We start from the raw sequence: 15,780 nt of genomic DNA, 5'->3' as shown, positions 1-15,780 counted from the left end.
TTTTTTTATGTCTAAATATTGTGGTTTCTCGGGGAGGATCTTGAAGCTTATTTTTCCCAATAAGCTTCTTCAAGGCTGTCTTCTCTTTCTGGTAATCCTCTGGATAAGCGAGGCGCGTTTTGAGCAAGGATTTCATAACTCACGCGGTTAGAATATTTACAGATTTGAGCGAAAGAAGAATAGGCTAGAAATGGTGCCAAGTGCTTGCTGGAATTTGGAATCGCTTCTTTATGAAAATGATTCGCGGAAATATCATGCAGCAATGCTGATAGTGCGCCATCGCCAGCACCATTGGTATTGCGAATCTTTTCTGGCCCACCCATGTATGGGTCTATATGAGAAAATACTTTAACTGGCTGTTTGCAGGCTTCGCGCAACATCGGGCGGCTAAACTCCCAGCGATTGAAGTCGGCCAAGCTGCCTGATTTAATAGGGTTGGTGGTTTCGCGTTTTAGATCATCTTCCGTGTGACCGCATAAATACATGCCATCTGGGCCTGCTGTCAGCAATACAATATCGACATGGTCTAGGATGGCACTTGCAGCTTGCAATGGATCTGAGAAGCCAGTTAACGCTTCCGCTTCTAGTTCATTCATCGCCAGTACATTGACGTGTTTTTTAATGATTTCCAGCAATTCGTCTCTGTTTTCTTCTACTAGATGCTTGGTGCCTAATGTCAAAACAGTGGGGACTTGGTGATTGTGCGCATACTCTAAGGCTTTTAACATGGCAGGTTTAATGGGTTTGCCTTGATGGCGCAAGGGGTAGGCACATGTGACCAATGCTGCGCTGCCAGCGATGATGTCTTCAGGAATGTGGTCAACGTCTAACTCGTCCATGTCACCGGGAGCGATGGCGAATGTTCGTTCACCATCTGGTGTGATTAGGGTGATGCCGCGGCCAATATCACCAGGTACGCCTTGCAAGTGATTCATGTCGACTTTGCTGCTGGTATGGCAGATATAATGGTAAGCTGGTGACCCTAGCGTGATGTTGGCTGACATAACACCAAGTAGCACGGATTTATCATCGGCTAGCACAGAATAGTTGTGTATGGTATTGCCAATAGTGCCACCGGCAAAATGATCTGAAATGCTATTTTGTGCAGTTAATTCGCTGTAAATAGCGGAGGCTGTATCAGCATCGACAAGATTTGATAAGCCTTTTTGGATATTGAAGGTCTCTAAAAATTGATCAGACACATTGGCGACCACGTCGACAATGGTTTCATCCAAACCAACAATGTAAGTGTCTTTATCGGGACGAACTTCCGATGTCGGCAAAACGGGCTTGGGTTGGGAAACAGGAAAATAATGTTTAAGTTTGCGTTGACCGGGAAACTTCATATTGGTGCTCGTGGGTAAGAGAGTTAAGCGAGTTTAGCAAAGAATTGACCAGTCGGGCAGGATGATCAGCAAGAAAGTAAGGTGAAAATGAACGAATCAGAGTTAGATCGTTATAGTCGACAGTTATTATTGCCCAATTTTGATATTCAAGGGCAACTTAATCTTTTCCAAGTGAAGGTATTGGTTATTGGCTTGGGTGGATTGGGAAACATTGCTGCCACCTATTTGGCAACTTCCGGAGTGGGGCATCTGACGTTGGCGGATGGCGATCAATTAGAAAGCAGTAATTTACCTCGCCAAGTGCTTTATGATGAAAGTCAGATTGGTGTAAACAAGGTTGATGCAGCGGCGAAGCAAATTGCTCTCAAAAATCCAGCTATCAAAGTGGAGGTTATCGCGCAAAAATTATTGAGTGACTCTTTATTAAAAGCAGTTGAACAAGCAGATGTGGTGTTAGATTGCACGGATAACTTTACCGCTCGACAAGCCATTAATCGTGCTTGTCTATTATTGAAAAAACCATTAGTTAGTGCCGCTGCGATTCGTTGGGAAGGGCAGTTGGTAAGCTTTTTATATGATAAACAATCGACGCCTTGTTATGAGTGTTTGTATCCGTCTTTGTCGGACCAACAACTTAGTTGCAATGAAAGTGGCATCATAGCGCCAGTGGTTGGCTTGTTAGGCGTCTATCAGGCGCTCGAAGCTTTGAAGCTAGCAAGTGGCTGCGGAAAGGTTAAACATGGTGTCTTAAGGTTGTTTGATGGCTTTGAGGGGAGCTGGCGCGAGATGCGTTTAACGCAAGATCCCGAGTGCTCGGCTTGTGCACATGAAACAGGTATGATGGTTTAAACCAGATTGACGCTTGAAAACTCATAGATAGCCCCTATTTTAGTAATTAATATTTTTCTCTAAGAATTTCAGCAGATTTTCGTTAGAATTCACCACAGACTTTTTAGCCGGCCTTTTTTGTGTCAGGCAAGCATACATTTACAGGAGCAATAACATGAGCGATGTTAAACACGCTAAATTAATGATTTTAGGTTCTGGCCCTGCGGGTTATACCGCGGCTGTTTATGCGGCTCGTGCGAACCTTAATCCTGTGATGATTACAGGTATGCAAATGGGTGGTCAGCTGACCACAACTACTGAAGTTGATAACTGGCCGGGTGATGACCAAGGCGTACAAGGCCCAGAATTGATGGAGCGTATGCGTAAGCACGCCGAACGCTTTGAAACAGAAATTATTTTTGACCACGTTAACAAAGTCGATTTGAAAAACCGTCCATTCCGTTTGGAAGGCGACAGTGGTGTTTATACTTGTGATGCTTTGATAATTTCAACTGGTGCAAGTGCTCAGTATCTTGGTATGGAAAGTGAGACAAAGTATATGGGCCAAGGCGTGTCTGCTTGCGCAACATGTGATGGTTTCTTCTACCGTAACCAAGATGTTGCTGTAATCGGTGGTGGTAATACGGCTGTTGAAGAAGCGCTTTACCTTGCTAATATTGCTAAAACCGTTACCGTTATTCACCGTCGTGATAAATTCCGCTCTGAAAAAATTCTATCTGATAAATTGATGGAAAAAGCGAAAAACGGCAATGTGAAAATCGAATGGCACTCTGAACTAGATGAAGTGCTAGGTGATAGCGCTGGGGTAACTGGTGTTCGTATTAAAAACAGCCAAACTGGCGAGAAAAAAGAATTAGCCGTTGCAGGTTTGTTTGTTGCCATTGGTCACAAGCCAAATACTGATATCTTCCAAGGTCAGCTTGAAATGAAAGATGGCTATTTGAAAGTGCAATCTGGTACGCAAGGTAACGCGACTCAAACGAGCATTGAAGGTGTTTTTGCTGCGGGTGATGTGTCTGATCATATTTATCGCCAAGCAATCACATCCGCAGGTACAGGCTGTATGGCGGCGTTGGATGCAGAGCGTTATTTGGATGGTCTTGCCGGTGCAGATCTTTAATTATTAATATAAATAAAAAAAACCGATCCTAGGATCGGTTTTTTTTATGTCTTAAAGTAATTCGTTTAAAACGAATTACTGAGCGTTGTAAGCTTCGATGCCTTCAACGATGGCTTTTTTCGCTTCTTCTGCGTTTGCCCAACCTTCTACTTTTACCCACTTGCCTTTTTCAAGGGTTTTGTAGTTTTCGAAGAAGTGTTCGATTTGATCGCGTAGCAATTGTGGAATATCGTTCACGTCTTGGATATGACCGTATTCTTTGCTTAGTTTTTCGTGAGGAACGGCTACTAATTTAGCGTCCATACCCGCTTCGTCAGACATGTTCAATACGCCAACTGGACGGCAGCGGATGACAGAGCCAGGTACAACTGGGTAAGGTGTGATAACCAATACGTCAACTGGGTCACCGTCGTCAGCCAAAGTGTTGTTTACATAACCGTAGTTTGCTGGGTAAAACATAGGAGCTGTCATGAAGCGGTCAACAACAAGCGCATCCATGTCTTTATCAACTTCGTATTTTACTGGATTAGCTTGTGCTGGAATTTCGATGATAACGTTGATGTCATTTGGTGCATCTTTACCGGCAGGGATCTTGCTATAGCTCATTATTATTTCTTCCAATGTGTTAAATATGGCCGATATTATAAAAGCTAGAGTGCTTCTATGCTAGTTGTGGAACGCATCCATTCGTAATATTCTCTATTGCAGTAGAATAAAATGAGTAAAAACAGCTCTAAAACGCGTTAACTTATTGCTTTCTTTCTGAATTTAGCTAGTCTTACACTGTGATCAAATTATAGTCGCGAGGACAGTAATGACAAAATCTGAGCTGATAGAGCTGCTAATCGATCAGCAATCCCATTTACCGGTGAAAGATGTAGAGCAAGCAATCAAAGCAATGCTTGAACATATGTCTGATTCTTTGGCAAATGGTGAGCGCATAGAGATACGAGGCTTTGGTAGTTTTTCTCTGCATTATCGAGCACCTAGAATAGGACGAAACCCTAAAACTGGGGAGTCTGTTGAGTTGAGTGCGAAATATGTACCTCATTTTAAACCAGGTAAAGAGTTGAGAGAGTTAGTCAACTTACCTGAAGACGATGAGATAAACGAACTTAACTAATTTACGTCTTATGCCTCGAAATCTTTGAGCTATCACGGCATAATAACGCCATTCTATTTTTGGTAGGTTGTTTTATGCTTAAATGGCTGAAAAGAGTTACTTACACTGTACTCATTGTTTTTTTTCTCGCCGTGGGTGTGTTTTTTGCCATCCGTAATCCACAACTTATTCCTCTTGATCTTGTTTTTTGGCAAGGTCCCGAACTGAGTGTTGCTCTCTACATTATTTTATCTTTTACCGTAGGGGCTTGTGTGGCTCTTTTGGTAAGCTCTGTTGCGTATTTGCGCAGTGAACGCCAGATCAGGGTGTTGACTCGTAAATATGAAAAAGCACGAGATGAAGTGGATGCCTTGCGTAAAGCTTCTATTGCTAAAGAGCTTTCTGTTGGGAAGGAGTAATTGAGTTGACCGAAATTGGGTTGTTTTTGGTTCTTTTTGTCGCGCTCTTTGTTGGCTGGGCAATGGGGCGTAAAAATCCGACCAAGAAAAATAAACAGGCTAAGAAGAATATTCCGACGGATTATTTTCGTGGTCTGAATCATTTGCTTAACGATCAACATTCCGAGGCCATTGATGCCTTTGTTGATTCCTTAGAAGTCAATTCCGATACTTTCGATATTCATCTCACATTGGGTAATTTGTTTCGCAAAAAAGGCGAAATACAAAAAGCCATTAACATCCATCAAAACTTACTTGCTCGCCCTGAAATTTCGCAGCGTGAAATGCGTATGGTGCAATTAGAATTGGCCAGTGACTTTATGTCGGCAGGTTTGTTAGATAGAGCAGGGCGCTTGTTATTAAACATGGCATCCACTTCACGAAAAAGTGAATTTCAGCCAAAAATACTCGCTTTGCTTGTGGATCTTTATGAGTTTGAACAAAGCTGGGACAAAGCGATTCAAATTGGCTCTGAATTAATTAAAGAAGCACCGAGTAAAAAAGAGATTAAGCGTTTAGCGCATTTTCATTGTGAAATGGCGCAAGAGCTACAAAAGAAAGAGCAATGGAAGCAAGCCTTTCAACATTATAAAAATGCCTTAGATGTTGACTCTAGCTGTGTTCGAGCCAGTATTGGTGCTGCGGACGTATTAAATAGCCAGGGGCGTTATCGTGATGCGATCAAAGAACTAAAGCACGCTGCAGAACAAGACCCAGAATTCATTTCGATCATTATCCCTAAGCTAAAAGAATGTTACCAAAAAATATGGGGCAGTGGCGGGTACATTAAGTTTTTACAAGAACAGAATCAGAAAAAGCCTTCTACGGCGTTGATTATGGCACTTGTTCAGCATTACATGGAAACCGATAAAGATTACGCCGAAATGTTTTTGGTCGAGCAGCTTAGGCAGCACCCAACGATTAAAGGCTTCAAAGAGCTAATTAGTTTGCAGCTAGCGGATTCTCAAGGGTATAACCAGCAACATTTGGTGGTTCTATTTGAGCTTATTGATCAGCTGGTTCAAGCAAAGCACAAATATCAATGCCGCCAGTGTGGCTTTCCAGGCCATCAATTGCATTGGCAATGTCCAAGTTGTAAAAATTGGGGTGTGGTGAAACCGATTCATGGTTTGGAAGGCGAATAAAGCCACTGAGCATTCTGACATTTATAAACGATAGAAACTGAAAGAAAGAGGACACTGAATGAGCTGCCAATCCCCTATAGTGGTTGCCCTAGATTACCCAACCATGGCGCAATCTATTGAGATGGCGAAACGACTTGACCCTAAGCATTGTCGAGTGAAAGTCGGCAAAGAGCTATTTACAACAGCTGGTCCTGTGATTTTGGATGAACTGCATAATTTAGGTTTTGAGATTTTTCTTGATCTTAAATTCCATGATATTCCAAATACGGTCGCTAATGCGGTCAGTGTGGCTGCAAAAGCGGGTGTTTGGATGGTAAACGTGCATGCTACGGGCGGCCGTCGAATGATGGAAGCCTCTGCCAATGCGTTGCAGCAACTGACTGATAATAAAACATTGCTTATCGCTGTGACGGTACTGACTAGTATGGATCAAGCTGATCTTTTGGAAATTGGTATAGACTCAACGCCTGAGCAACATGTTAAACGTCTTGCGGCGTTGGCTAAATCTTCTGGAATGGATGGTGTCGTTTGTTCTGCTCAAGAATCCAGTATGCTGTCAGCTGATTTAGGGAAAGACTTTGTTCTAGTCACGCCGGGTATTCGTCCTACAGGTTCTGATCAAGGTGATCAGAAGCGAATTATGACGCCAGTCGAAGCAATGGCTGCAGGCAGTCATTACCTTGTAATGGGGCGTCCTATCACGCAGGCGAGTGATCCTATTGCTGTACTTACGCAGGTAAATGCTGATTTGGGCGTGATGATATAAAATGCTCATTTTGAGTCTTGAAGTCTGATTAAAAAGCTTTTACTCTAAAACCACTTATTTGCTTCAGCATTTGTTGATGCACTAAGTGGTTTTTTATTGGCATGATGCCATCTTTTATTTTTAAAAAGAATTTTAAAAGGATTTTTCTATGATGAATTTCAATCGTATTTTTCGTGCTTGTGTTTCTCGCTTACTTCTTATTGTTTCTCTGGCTTTTATGCCTTTCTCGCTTATCGCTGCAACGCCTTTGGATATAAATACCGCAACGGCTGCCCAGTTTTCCGCTGTGATGTCTGGTGTCGGTGAAAAAAAAGCCGAAGCGATCATTGCTTATCGAGAAGCGAATGGTCGTTTTGATTCCATTGATCAGTTATCGCAAGTTAAAGGTATTGGTGATGCGCTTTTAGCCCGCAACAGGGATTTACTTCAAGTCTCACCAACGGACGAAAGTTCAGAAAATTAGCTTAAATAAAATGCTTGATAAAGTTGTGCTGTTAAAACAAGCGGATTACACGTCCGCTTGTTTTGATGTTAAGGCTTTCATGGCTTGATGTTGGGTTAAAAAGACTTGCCCGCTCAGGTTTTCTATTAGGCTCGACCCCGTTAGTTTATCCATTACTGGGCCTTTGATTTCAGAAAAATGCAGCATGACCCCAGCGGATTTCAATCTATCATCAATGGTTTCTAAACTGTCTAATGCACTGGCATCTATCATGTTGACTGCATTGCACATGAGAATAAGATGTTTGATGTTTTTATGATTAGAGACCAGAGTTAATACATAATCCTCCAGCACTCTAGCGTTGGCAAAGAAGAGGTTTTCATCAATTCGAATGGTGACTATTTCTGGGTCGGTTTCGACTTCAAAACGCTTCACATTGCGAAAGTGTTCAGTTCCTGGAAGACGACCCACTACAGCAATATGGGGATGGCTTGTATGCCAAAGAAAGAACAATAGTGACAAGGAAACCCCAACGATTATGCCAGTCTCCATGCCAATAAATAGCACGACAAAGAAGGTGGCTAACGAGCCGATAGCTTCTTGTTTAGAGAAACGATACAGCCTTAAGAAGTCTTTAAAATCGATAAGCTGCAAAATAGAGATGGTAATGCTGCTTGCTAGTACCGATGTTGGAAGGTAATAAAAAAGCGGCGTGAAAAACAGCAAGGTTACCAGCATCAGTAGTCCGGTTAAAATCCCCGTCATTGGTGTTTTGGCGCCAGCACTGACATTGACCACCGACCTTGAAAAACCACCTGTTACTGGAAACGACCCACTGAATGCTGCGCCTAAGTTTGCCAATCCTAAACCGACAAGTTCTTGGTTTGGATTAATATCTTGTTTGCGTTTTGCGGCAAAAGATTGAGCAACAGAAACTGATCCAACAAAACCCACAATGCTGATTAGAAAAGCACCTGATAGCAAATCTATCATGGCATCTAAAGTGAATTTTCCGAAGGGTATAGTGGGTAAGTTATTGCTTATATCGCCAACGATTTTGATACCGAGTGAGTCTAGAGAAAACACAGCTACGCAGCTCGTGGTTGCAACGACAACGATGACAGGGCCTGCTTTGCCCAACATGCTAGCGATATTTTCCGTTAATCCAAGTTTACTTAGAGCAGGTGTTAAATAGCGTTTCAGTAGGATTAAAAGAACGATTGAAATTGTACTCAGAATAACCGTTGGTAAATTGATGTCACCGATATGCTGCAGCATACTTCGTGTTAGCTCGATAAGGTTATTGCCATGGGCTTGGACACCAATTAAATGTTTGAATTGCCCAACAGCAATTAAGATCGCAGAAGCACTTATGAAGCCAGAAATAACCGGATGACTTAGTAAGTTAGACAAAAAGCCCATTTTTAACAGGCTCATCAAAAGCAAAAACACACCGGATAGAAACGCCAACATCATGGCTATAGCGGCATAGTTTTCACTTCCTGGCAGTGCGAATGGCATAGCAATGGTCGCAGTCATCATTGAGGTGATAGCGACAGGGCCAACAGCAAGTGTGCGGCTAGTACCAAAAAGGGAGTATAAAATAGCAGGAACGATACCTGCGTAAAGACCAACCACGGCGGGTAATCCCGCAAGTAAAGCGTAGCCCATGCTTTGTGGGATCAATAAAATGGTAGCTATAAAACTTGCCAGCGCATCGGTTTGCATGTCTTCACGCGAATAGCCTTTGAGCCAAGCCATTGCAGGAAAGTATTTTTCCAATTTAGTCATTTAACTCACTTAAGTAATATTTTTAATAGAGGTTTGGTGATTATGACGCATTAAAACGTATACATGCTTTCTATGGATATTTTATTATAACCTTATTTCTTTATGTTATATGTGGTGGTGGAATTGGTAAAGCTGAATCTGGATAGTTTTCTTCTTTGAGGCAAATATTGCTGTGATCAAATTGTTACGAGTGATTGAAATACCAGACGGCCCTAGCAAAATTTGCTAATCTATTGAGTCGATTGTAAAGCTAAGGGAAAATATCCGTGTCGCAAGAGTTCCAGGTTGTTTCATCCTATTCACCCGCAGGCGATCAGCCTAAAGCCATTGAAAAACTTGTTCGTGGTGTCGAAGCGGGCTTGGCTCACCAAACATTACTTGGGGTAACAGGCTCAGGTAAAACATACACCATTGCCAATGTCATTTCACAAGTGAAGCGCCCAACTATCGTCATGGCGCACAACAAGACCTTGGCGGCACAGCTTTACGGCGAATTCAAAGAATTCTTCCCCAATAACGCCGTCGAATATTTTGTTTCTTACTACGATTATTACCAGCCGGAAGCGTATGTGGCTGCATCTGATACCTTTATTGAGAAAGACGCGTCAGTTAACGAACACATAGAGCAAATGCGACTGTCGGCGACTAAAGCCTTGTTAGAGCGGGAAGACGTTATTATCGTGGCGACTGTTTCGGCAATTTATGGCTTGGGTGACCCACAATCTTATTTAAAAATGATGCTGCATCTTGATCGTGGTGATCGCATTGATCAGCGTGATGTGTTGCGCCGTTTAGCCGAGCTGCAATACAGCCGCAACGACTTAGTATTAGAGCGCGGTAATTTCCGTGTTCGTGGCGATGTTATTGAAGTTTTTCCTGCTGACTCGGAAGACACGGCAATTCGTATCGAACTATTTGATGACGAAGTCGAAACCTTATCGATGATTGACCCATTAACTAACAAAACCATTCGCAAAGTTCCTCGCGTTACAATTTATCCGAAAACTCACTATGTAACACCAAAAGAAACCGTACAAGCGGCGATTGAACGCATTAAAGTGGAATTGGATCAGCGTCTTGAGCAACTTAAATCGCTTAACAAATTGGTGGAAATGCAACGCCTTGATCAGCGTACGCGATATGATTTAGAAATGATGCAGGAGCTGGGCTACTGCAACGGTATAGAAAACTACTCGCGTTACTTGTCTGGTCGTGAAGAGGGCTCACCACCGCCCACTTTATTCGATTACCTGCCAGCCAATGCTTTGCTCGTTATCGACGAATCTCATGTTACCGTGTCACAAATTGGTGCTATGTACAAAGGTGACAGGTCACGTAAAGAGAACCTAGTTGAATATGGCTTCCGTTTGCCTTCCGCTCTTGATAACCGCCCTATGCGATTTGAAGAGTGGGAACAGATTAAACCGCAAACTATTTTTGTCTCAGCTACACCAGGTAAATACGAAGAAGAACATCAAGATTGGGTGGTTGAGCAAATTGTCCGCCCTACAGGCTTGATAGACCCTATTCTGGAAGTTCGACCTGTTGCAACTCAGGTAGATGATTTGTTGTCTGAAATTAATCTTCGAACACCGATTGGCGAGCGTGTTTTGGTGACTACTTTAACCAAACGCATGGCAGAAGATTTAAGCGACTACCTGAGCGATCATGGTGTTCGAGTACGTTATTTGCATTCTGACATCGACACGGTAGAGCGAGTTGAGATCATTCGAGATTTACGTCTTGGCGAGTTTGATGTGTTAGTTGGTATTAACTTGCTGCGAGAAGGCTTGGATATTCCAGAAGTGAGCCTTGTGGCGATACTTGATGCCGATAAAGAAGGCTTCTTACGCTCGGAAAAATCGCTCATTCAAACCATCGGTCGTGCTGCTCGTAACGTTAATGGTAAAGCGATTTTGTACGCTGATCGTATTACAGGATCCATGGAGAGGGCGATCAGCGAAACGGATCGTCGCCGTGAAAAACAAAAAGCGTACAATGAAGAGCATGGCATCACGCCAGTCGGCATTACCAAATCCGTTGAAGACATCATGGAAGGGGCTTATAACCCAGGTGCGGGCAAACGTGGTAACAAAACTAAGAAAGTCGCTGAGACCGCAAAAGACTACCAGGTTGAAAGCATGGAAGACGTGGCTCAAGTGCGTAAAGCCATGATCCAACTGCAAAAAGAAATGATGCTAGCCTCAGAAGAGCTTAAATTCGAACTAGCGGCGGGTTATCGAGACCAAATTCGCCAGCTACAGAAAAAGTTAAAAGACGTTGGCGAATCATAATAACTCTTGGATTCAAAGTAAGAAAGGAGCCTTGAATGGCCATCACACTAAGGAACTACAACATAGTCCGCGTTATCGACAACGGTGTTATCGTCAACTGCACTGTGATCGAAATGTGTTACGACTACGCACTTGTACGATTTAAAGATAAAAAATACAAGGTACCTTACGGCTTAATTGACGAAGTGATCGGTCATGAACTGCTCGTTCCTGTCAGTGAATAATAGTTTTAAAACAAAGGCTTCAAAAAATATCAACGAGGGCTTGTCAAAAGCAAACCTCTGCGTATAATAGCCAACACTTTTTAGGACTATAGCTCAGTTGGTTAGAGCGCTACCTTGACATGGTAGAGGTCAGCAGTTCGAATCTGCTTAGTCCTACCAAATTACGAAGCCTCGACAGTTAGTGATCATTCAAAGCGTCGGGGCTTTTTTGTATCTGATTTTGGCCCATTCTTGGCCCATTTGTGTCCCGCTCTACTTAATGTTGGTAGAAATGGTGACCTTTACCCTATTTTTTCTAATGGTGTGATTAGTGAGAAACTGTAGTAATCTTTACAGTCATTAAGCAGTTGTTTTTATTAGGGATGTATTTGTGGCGGAAAAAGTACTTTTTTCATTCGAGCGAAAAAGCACGAGATGTCACTCATTCTAGTGTTTTTTTTATGCTTTTCGTCACTAAATGAGCTAATATGGCCTTATCTAGTGGGTTTTTAACGGACTACCTCCTTGCCGCTCGTATCATCTGATCGATCCTAAACACATTGGCTAAAGTAAATAGCATCGCCAGTTTGTTGTTATTCTTCTTAAGCCTCGATAGATCACTTTCCTAAAACCAAACTGACGCTTTATGATCCGGAATAGGTGCTCTACTTTTGCTCGAATGCTGGCTTTAATATATTCCGTTCGGATCGGTAGCTTGTTTATTCTCGGGTGCAGCTTGAGAAGACGTACTTTGCTTGGCATTTCCGCAATGAGCAAATCGGCTTTGATGTCTTTAAGTTTTGCTCGTTTTGGCGCGCCTCGATAACCTGAATCCGCTGATATAAAAGTCTCTTCACCATGAAGCAGATTTTCTGTCTCTGTGATGTCATGTACGTTAACTTTAAGCTGTGCGTGAGGCCAGTTCTAGCGTTTACGCCAATATGAGGCCGCTATATCCAGGGAATACCAGTAGCTTAGCCTCTTGTTGGGCGGCATTGGCGACCCAGCTTTCTAGTTTGTCGACAAATTCTTCCCATTGGGTGAAAAAGCCAATGTCATATTGTGCCGTCGCCAGTTTAAATACGCTCATATTCTGCCATCTTTCTCATACCAAGGGCTTCATCCAAAAGGTCATGGGTTTAAGGGATTCTTCTTGTTCGGCAATTTCTTTCCAACTGAAATGAGTCGCGAGCTCTGGGCGCTTTTCATAACCACGGTTACGCCAGAATTGATCCAGTGGTTGGTAATTGGCTGGACGAGCTGGGTGATCGTCTGGACGTTGTACGCCACAGAAGCAGGCGTATTTTATGCCTTCAAGGTTTTTAGCATGCTCTTCGCGATGATCGAAGAAGGCCACACCGGCACCTTGGCCGCGATACTCAGGTAAGAGAACCGATTCACCGCAATAGAAAATGTCATCAAGGTTGTAACCGGCTTTGATAAAGGGTTGTGTTACTTCGTCGGTTTCATAGCGTAGTGGCAAACCGGTTGAAGCCCCAACAATTTTATCGCCATCAAAAGCCAAGACGATCACACTGTTTGGCGCTTCAATGTAGGTTTTAAGGTAGCGCGCTTCGTACTGAGTGTCGCCATCATAAAGATAAGGAAAGTCACGAAAGACGCGCATACGCAGCTGGGCCAGTTCATCAATGTATTGATTTAAGGCGAAGCCAGATAAACGTTGGAATGTCAGCATAATCTACTCGTTTTGTATCGCGTCAGTAAGCTGGCTTAAGCCGATACTTGGGCGATCCAATCTTCTAGGTTGTAGTAGTTGGTGACGCGTGCGACTTTACCATCGCGAATGTCGAAGAAGGCGCCAGCTGGCAGTTGGTAGGTTTGGTCATTGGCTTCTGGTAAGCCTTCGTCGGTGGCGATGTATTCGCCTAACACAGTGAACTCAACCGCTGCACGATCGCCAGCAGGATTGGACATGATAACGATGTCGACAATGGTTTCTTTGTAGTTTGTGTTCATGCGCTCCATGAAGGCTGCAAAGGTATCTTTGCCTATTTCACGGTCGCCTTGGTTGATATCGTGAATGACATCGTCAGTTAGCAAAGACAAAAAGGTGTCCATGTCTTGAGCATTGAAAGCATTGTAATAGGTTTGCAGTAGTTCAACAGTTGTCTGGCTCATGGCAAAGGTTCCTAAACAAAAAAACAAAGGCTGAATGTTAATTATTTACGGAGCGTCAAGAAAGGTTTTTTTATTGGGTTGGCAAAAACAAGCAATTGCCTGTCGTCTGTGTAGGTTATTGCTAGTATGGAGCTGCTGAATCTTTAATTTTCTGATTAAAGGTTATGTTGAGGTGATAAAACTGATGGCTTAGAGTAATGTCTTATTGGAAAAATGACTGGAGCAGGTGGGCAGTATGAGCATAGATGTAGCGAATCTTGAATTAGAATGCGATACAGATAAAGGATGCGAGGCGATTGATATTATTATCAAGCCTCGGGGAAAAGACCTTGGTGAGTTCACTGTGCGGCGGACGTTGCCAACAGCGCAACGTAAAACCGTTGGTCCGTGGATTTTCTTTGATCATATGGGGCCAGCTAATTTTTCTGCGGGTTCTGGTATCAATGTTCGTCCACATCCACACATCAATTTGGCCACTGTGACCTACCTATTTGAAGGTGAAATTTTACACAGAGATTCAATTGGTAGTTATGCCACAATCACGCCAGGTGATATTAATCTCATGGTGGCTGGCAAAGGCATTACTCACTCGGAACGAGAGCGCCCTGAGGTGAAGAATGTTCCTCATACATTGCATGGTTTGCAGCTATGGCTGGCTTTACCCGAGAAAGATGAAGAAATCGAGCCAGCTTTTTATCATTATCCTTCGGCCAGTATTCCTGCCGTATCGGTCGATAATGTTTCTCTTAGAGTCCTAATGGGCACGGCTTATGGCGTAACCTCACCCGTAAAGACCTATGCCGAAACCTTGTATGTTGAAGCTCACATGCAAGACGGGCAACGTTTAACCTTACCGAATGCTGAAGAGCGCGCTATTTATGTAGCGAAAGGCAGCCTGAAAATTAAAGATACGCTAATACCTGAATTTGCCATGGTTATCCTATCAGCTGCTGATGATGTAGTTATTGACGCTACAGCGGATTCGAGAATCGCTTTAATTGGTGGGGAAAAAATTGGTAAGCGCTTTATTGAATGGAATTTTATCTCCAGTCGTAAAGAGCGTGTTGAGCAGGCAAAACGAGACTGGCAAGCTGGGGCGTTTCCAAAAGTCATTGGTGATGAAGATGAGTTTATCCCGTTGCCTTAGTGTGGGTTACGCCTGATCATTTTATGAGGAATGTTATGACGACTCATTTTGAAAAAGTTGTATAGCATTGGTTTTTAGTCCCTTTCCTGAATCATAAAAGGGCTCTGTTTGGTGATTTACATTGAAATGATAATGACTTAAATAAGATGTTTTGTTGCTGTAACTCGAAAGATAATTTATCTTCCGCTACCATCATGCTTCATTTGATAGCATTATTTGGAAATTAAGATAAGGCAATCTTACCCTTATTTGTATTTCTACATGGTGTTTTGATGCTATTTATTTTTGCTTAAGAGAACGTTTGGTGAAAAACTATGGATCACATACCTCAGCCTAAAGTGTCTGCTGAAAACAGTGTTAAAGACCAGATTATTCTTGCCGCTGACCAGCATTTTCGACTTTATGGCTATGAAAAAACCAGTGTGTCAGACATTGCAAAGAGCATTGGCATATCTAAAGCTTATGTCTATAAATTTTTCAAATCGAAACAAGCCATTGCCGAAGTTATTTGTAGCAGTTGCTTGCGCAACATTGAAATTGAAGTTGAAAAGGTTGTTGCTTTAAATTTGAGTGCAACAGAAACACTTGAAGGCGCATTAGCTGCTATTGCAAGATCAAGCCTTCGCCTCTTTTTCCAGGAACAAAAGCTTTATGATATCGCGGCCTTTGCAGCGGCTGAGAATTGGCAGTCTGCGATTGATTATAAGGCGAATATGTTGGCTTTTATAACTTCTATTATTAACACAGGTATAGAGTCAGGAGAGTTTAGTAAACAGGTAGAAATAGAAGACAGTACCGAAGTGATTTTTCTTATTTTACGACCTTACTACGATCCGCAGTTACTTCAATACAATATGGATAAAGCTGAAAGTGATGTGTCTCAGATATCTAAGGTTATTCTTAAATTCTTAAGCTAATCTAAAAAATACCTTCATAGTGACCGTTGACTAAGTTGGTCACCAGTATAATAATGGCTTC

17 protein-coding genes, 1 tRNA gene and 1 pseudogene are annotated in these 15,780 nt (G+C 42.6%); 12 read left to right on the top strand and 7 right to left on the bottom strand.

Going from position 1 to position 15,780, the window contains the following annotated elements:
- Window positions 1–47 precede the first annotated feature (47 nt).
- Window positions 48–1,346, bottom strand: coding sequence for an inosine/guanosine kinase (locus tag CYL31_RS14815; RefSeq protein ID WP_212915961.1), 1,299 nt, complete (start codon window positions 1,344–1,346; stop codon window positions 48–50).
- An 87-nt stretch (window positions 1,347–1,433) separates the two neighbouring features.
- On the opposite strand from CYL31_RS14815, the gene CYL31_RS14810 reads away from it, so the two are divergent.
- Window positions 1,434–2,195 carry a HesA/MoeB/ThiF family protein gene (locus CYL31_RS14810; RefSeq protein WP_212918919.1) on the top strand — a complete coding sequence of 254 codons (762 nt, stop codon included), beginning with the start codon at window positions 1,434–1,436 and terminating at the stop codon, window positions 2,193–2,195.
- A 154-nt stretch (window positions 2,196–2,349) separates the two neighbouring features.
- Entirely contained in the window at window positions 2,350–3,315 is a 966-nt protein-coding gene (gene trxB, locus CYL31_RS14805; RefSeq protein WP_212915960.1) for a thioredoxin-disulfide reductase, read from the top strand.
- A gap of 75 nt (window positions 3,316–3,390) precedes the next feature.
- On the opposite strand, the gene ppa is transcribed toward trxB, so the two are convergent.
- Complete coding sequence (gene ppa, locus CYL31_RS14800; protein WP_072841202.1) at window positions 3,391–3,921, bottom strand: inorganic diphosphatase; 531 nt, start codon at window positions 3,919–3,921, stop codon at window positions 3,391–3,393.
- A 208-nt stretch (window positions 3,922–4,129) separates the two neighbouring features.
- Between ppa and ihfB the strand changes: the two genes are divergently transcribed.
- From ihfB to CYL31_RS14775, 5 genes are all read left to right on the top strand, one after another.
- Window positions 4,130–4,438, top strand: coding sequence for an integration host factor subunit beta (ihfB, locus tag CYL31_RS14795; RefSeq protein WP_212915959.1), 309 nt, complete (start codon window positions 4,130–4,132; stop codon window positions 4,436–4,438).
- 74 nt (window positions 4,439–4,512) lie between these two features.
- Window positions 4,513–4,836 carry a LapA family protein gene (locus CYL31_RS14790; protein WP_212915958.1) on the top strand — a complete coding sequence of 108 codons (324 nt, stop codon included), beginning with the start codon at window positions 4,513–4,515 and terminating at the stop codon, window positions 4,834–4,836.
- A 5-nt stretch (window positions 4,837–4,841) separates the two neighbouring features.
- Window positions 4,842–6,020 (top strand): lipopolysaccharide assembly protein LapB, encoded by a 1,179-nt coding sequence (gene lapB, locus CYL31_RS14785; protein ID WP_212915957.1) that lies wholly within the window; start codon window positions 4,842–4,844, stop codon window positions 6,018–6,020.
- Window positions 6,021–6,078: 58 nt separating this feature from the next.
- On the top strand, window positions 6,079–6,786 hold the full coding sequence (pyrF, locus tag CYL31_RS14780) for an orotidine-5'-phosphate decarboxylase (protein ID WP_212915956.1): 708 nt from the start codon (window positions 6,079–6,081) through the stop codon (window positions 6,784–6,786).
- A 148-nt stretch (window positions 6,787–6,934) separates the two neighbouring features.
- The gene (locus CYL31_RS14775; protein WP_212915955.1) at window positions 6,935–7,249 is read left to right on the top strand and encodes a ComEA family DNA-binding protein; all 315 of its coding nucleotides are present in this window, start codon (window positions 6,935–6,937) and stop codon (window positions 7,247–7,249) included.
- A gap of 45 nt (window positions 7,250–7,294) precedes the next feature.
- Here the strand turns inward: CYL31_RS14775 and CYL31_RS14770 are convergent, their stop codons facing one another.
- The gene (locus CYL31_RS14770) at window positions 7,295–9,019 is read right to left on the bottom strand and encodes a SulP family inorganic anion transporter (protein ID WP_212915954.1); all 1,725 of its coding nucleotides are present in this window, start codon (window positions 9,017–9,019) and stop codon (window positions 7,295–7,297) included.
- A 266-nt stretch (window positions 9,020–9,285) separates the two neighbouring features.
- On the opposite strand from CYL31_RS14770, the gene uvrB reads away from it, so the two are divergent.
- The 3 genes from uvrB (at window position 9,286) to CYL31_RS14755 (ending at window position 11,696) form a co-directional block, all read left to right on the top strand.
- Window positions 9,286–11,313, top strand: coding sequence for an excinuclease ABC subunit UvrB (gene uvrB / locus CYL31_RS14765; protein WP_212915953.1), 2,028 nt, complete (start codon window positions 9,286–9,288; stop codon window positions 11,311–11,313).
- A 35-nt stretch (window positions 11,314–11,348) separates the two neighbouring features.
- Window positions 11,349–11,537 carry a hypothetical protein gene (locus CYL31_RS14760; protein ID WP_048814087.1) on the top strand — a complete coding sequence of 63 codons (189 nt, stop codon included), beginning with the start codon at window positions 11,349–11,351 and terminating at the stop codon, window positions 11,535–11,537.
- An 82-nt stretch (window positions 11,538–11,619) separates the two neighbouring features.
- Window positions 11,620–11,696 (top strand) — tRNA-Val (locus tag CYL31_RS14755).
- Between the two features lie 337 nt (window positions 11,697–12,033).
- Here CYL31_RS14755 and CYL31_RS14750 read toward each other — a convergent pair.
- The 4 genes and pseudogenes from CYL31_RS14750 to CYL31_RS14735 all read right to left on the bottom strand — a co-directional run.
- Window positions 12,034–12,466: pseudogene (locus tag CYL31_RS14750) on the bottom strand (transposase); the annotation flags it as partial.
- The gene (locus CYL31_RS14745; protein WP_212915952.1) at window positions 12,448–12,606 is read right to left on the bottom strand and encodes a hypothetical protein; all 159 of its coding nucleotides are present in this window, start codon (window positions 12,604–12,606) and stop codon (window positions 12,448–12,450) included. The pseudogene CYL31_RS14750 and the gene CYL31_RS14745, both read right to left, overlap by 19 nt.
- Window positions 12,607–12,621: 15 nt before the next feature.
- Window positions 12,622–13,212 carry a GNAT family N-acetyltransferase gene (locus tag CYL31_RS14740; RefSeq protein ID WP_212915951.1) on the bottom strand — a complete coding sequence of 197 codons (591 nt, stop codon included), beginning with the start codon at window positions 13,210–13,212 and terminating at the stop codon, window positions 12,622–12,624.
- A 35-nt stretch (window positions 13,213–13,247) separates the two neighbouring features.
- Complete coding sequence (locus tag CYL31_RS14735) at window positions 13,248–13,655, bottom strand: ketosteroid isomerase-related protein (protein ID WP_212915950.1); 408 nt, start codon at window positions 13,653–13,655, stop codon at window positions 13,248–13,250.
- Between the two features lie 235 nt (window positions 13,656–13,890).
- Between CYL31_RS14735 and CYL31_RS14730 the strand changes: the two genes are divergently transcribed.
- Entirely contained in the window at window positions 13,891–14,802 is a 912-nt protein-coding gene (locus tag CYL31_RS14730; protein ID WP_212915949.1) for a pirin family protein, read from the top strand.
- A gap of 314 nt (window positions 14,803–15,116) precedes the next feature.
- On the top strand, window positions 15,117–15,719 hold the full coding sequence (locus CYL31_RS14725) for a TetR/AcrR family transcriptional regulator (protein ID WP_212915948.1): 603 nt from the start codon (window positions 15,117–15,119) through the stop codon (window positions 15,717–15,719).
- The last annotated feature ends 61 nt before the right edge of the window (window positions 15,720–15,780 follow it).

The sequence above is a fragment of the Marinomonas sp. A3A genome, assembly GCF_018336955.1.
Taxonomy (GTDB): Bacteria; Pseudomonadota; Gammaproteobacteria; order Pseudomonadales; family Marinomonadaceae; genus Marinomonas; species Marinomonas lutimaris.
This window is presented reverse-complemented; position numbering and strand designations above follow the sequence as displayed.

Bases quoted from the DNA above. Each gene is read 5' to 3' on its own strand.
- CYL31_RS14760 (WP_048814087.1), top strand. From the start codon at position 11,349: ATGGCCATCACACTAAGGAACTACAACATAGTCCGCGTTATCGACAAC.
- trxB (WP_212915960.1), top strand. From the start codon at position 2,350: ATGAGCGATGTTAAACACGCTAAATTAATGATTTTAGGTTCTGGCCCT.
- CYL31_RS14815 (WP_212915961.1), bottom strand. From the start codon at position 1,346: ATGAAGTTTCCCGGTCAACGCAAACTTAAACATTATTTTCCTGTTTCC.
- ppa (WP_072841202.1), bottom strand. From the start codon at position 3,921: ATGAGCTATAGCAAGATCCCTGCCGGTAAAGATGCACCAAATGACATC.
- CYL31_RS14810 (WP_212918919.1), top strand. From the start codon at position 1,434: ATGAACGAATCAGAGTTAGATCGTTATAGTCGACAGTTATTATTGCCC.
- CYL31_RS14725 (WP_212915948.1), top strand. From the start codon at position 15,117: ATGGATCACATACCTCAGCCTAAAGTGTCTGCTGAAAACAGTGTTAAA.
- pyrF (WP_212915956.1), top strand. From the start codon at position 6,079: ATGAGCTGCCAATCCCCTATAGTGGTTGCCCTAGATTACCCAACCATG.
- CYL31_RS14735 (WP_212915950.1), bottom strand. From the start codon at position 13,655: ATGAGCCAGACAACTGTTGAACTACTGCAAACCTATTACAATGCTTTC.
- ihfB (WP_212915959.1), top strand. From the start codon at position 4,130: ATGACAAAATCTGAGCTGATAGAGCTGCTAATCGATCAGCAATCCCAT.
- CYL31_RS14740 (WP_212915951.1), bottom strand. From the start codon at position 13,212: ATGCTGACATTCCAACGTTTATCTGGCTTCGCCTTAAATCAATACATT.
- CYL31_RS14730 (WP_212915949.1), top strand. From the start codon at position 13,891: ATGAGCATAGATGTAGCGAATCTTGAATTAGAATGCGATACAGATAAA.
- CYL31_RS14770 (WP_212915954.1), bottom strand. From the start codon at position 9,019: ATGACTAAATTGGAAAAATACTTTCCTGCAATGGCTTGGCTCAAAGGC.
- CYL31_RS14745 (WP_212915952.1), bottom strand. From the start codon at position 12,606: ATGAGCGTATTTAAACTGGCGACGGCACAATATGACATTGGCTTTTTC.
- CYL31_RS14790 (WP_212915958.1), top strand. From the start codon at position 4,513: ATGCTTAAATGGCTGAAAAGAGTTACTTACACTGTACTCATTGTTTTT.
- CYL31_RS14775 (WP_212915955.1), top strand. From the start codon at position 6,935: ATGATGAATTTCAATCGTATTTTTCGTGCTTGTGTTTCTCGCTTACTT.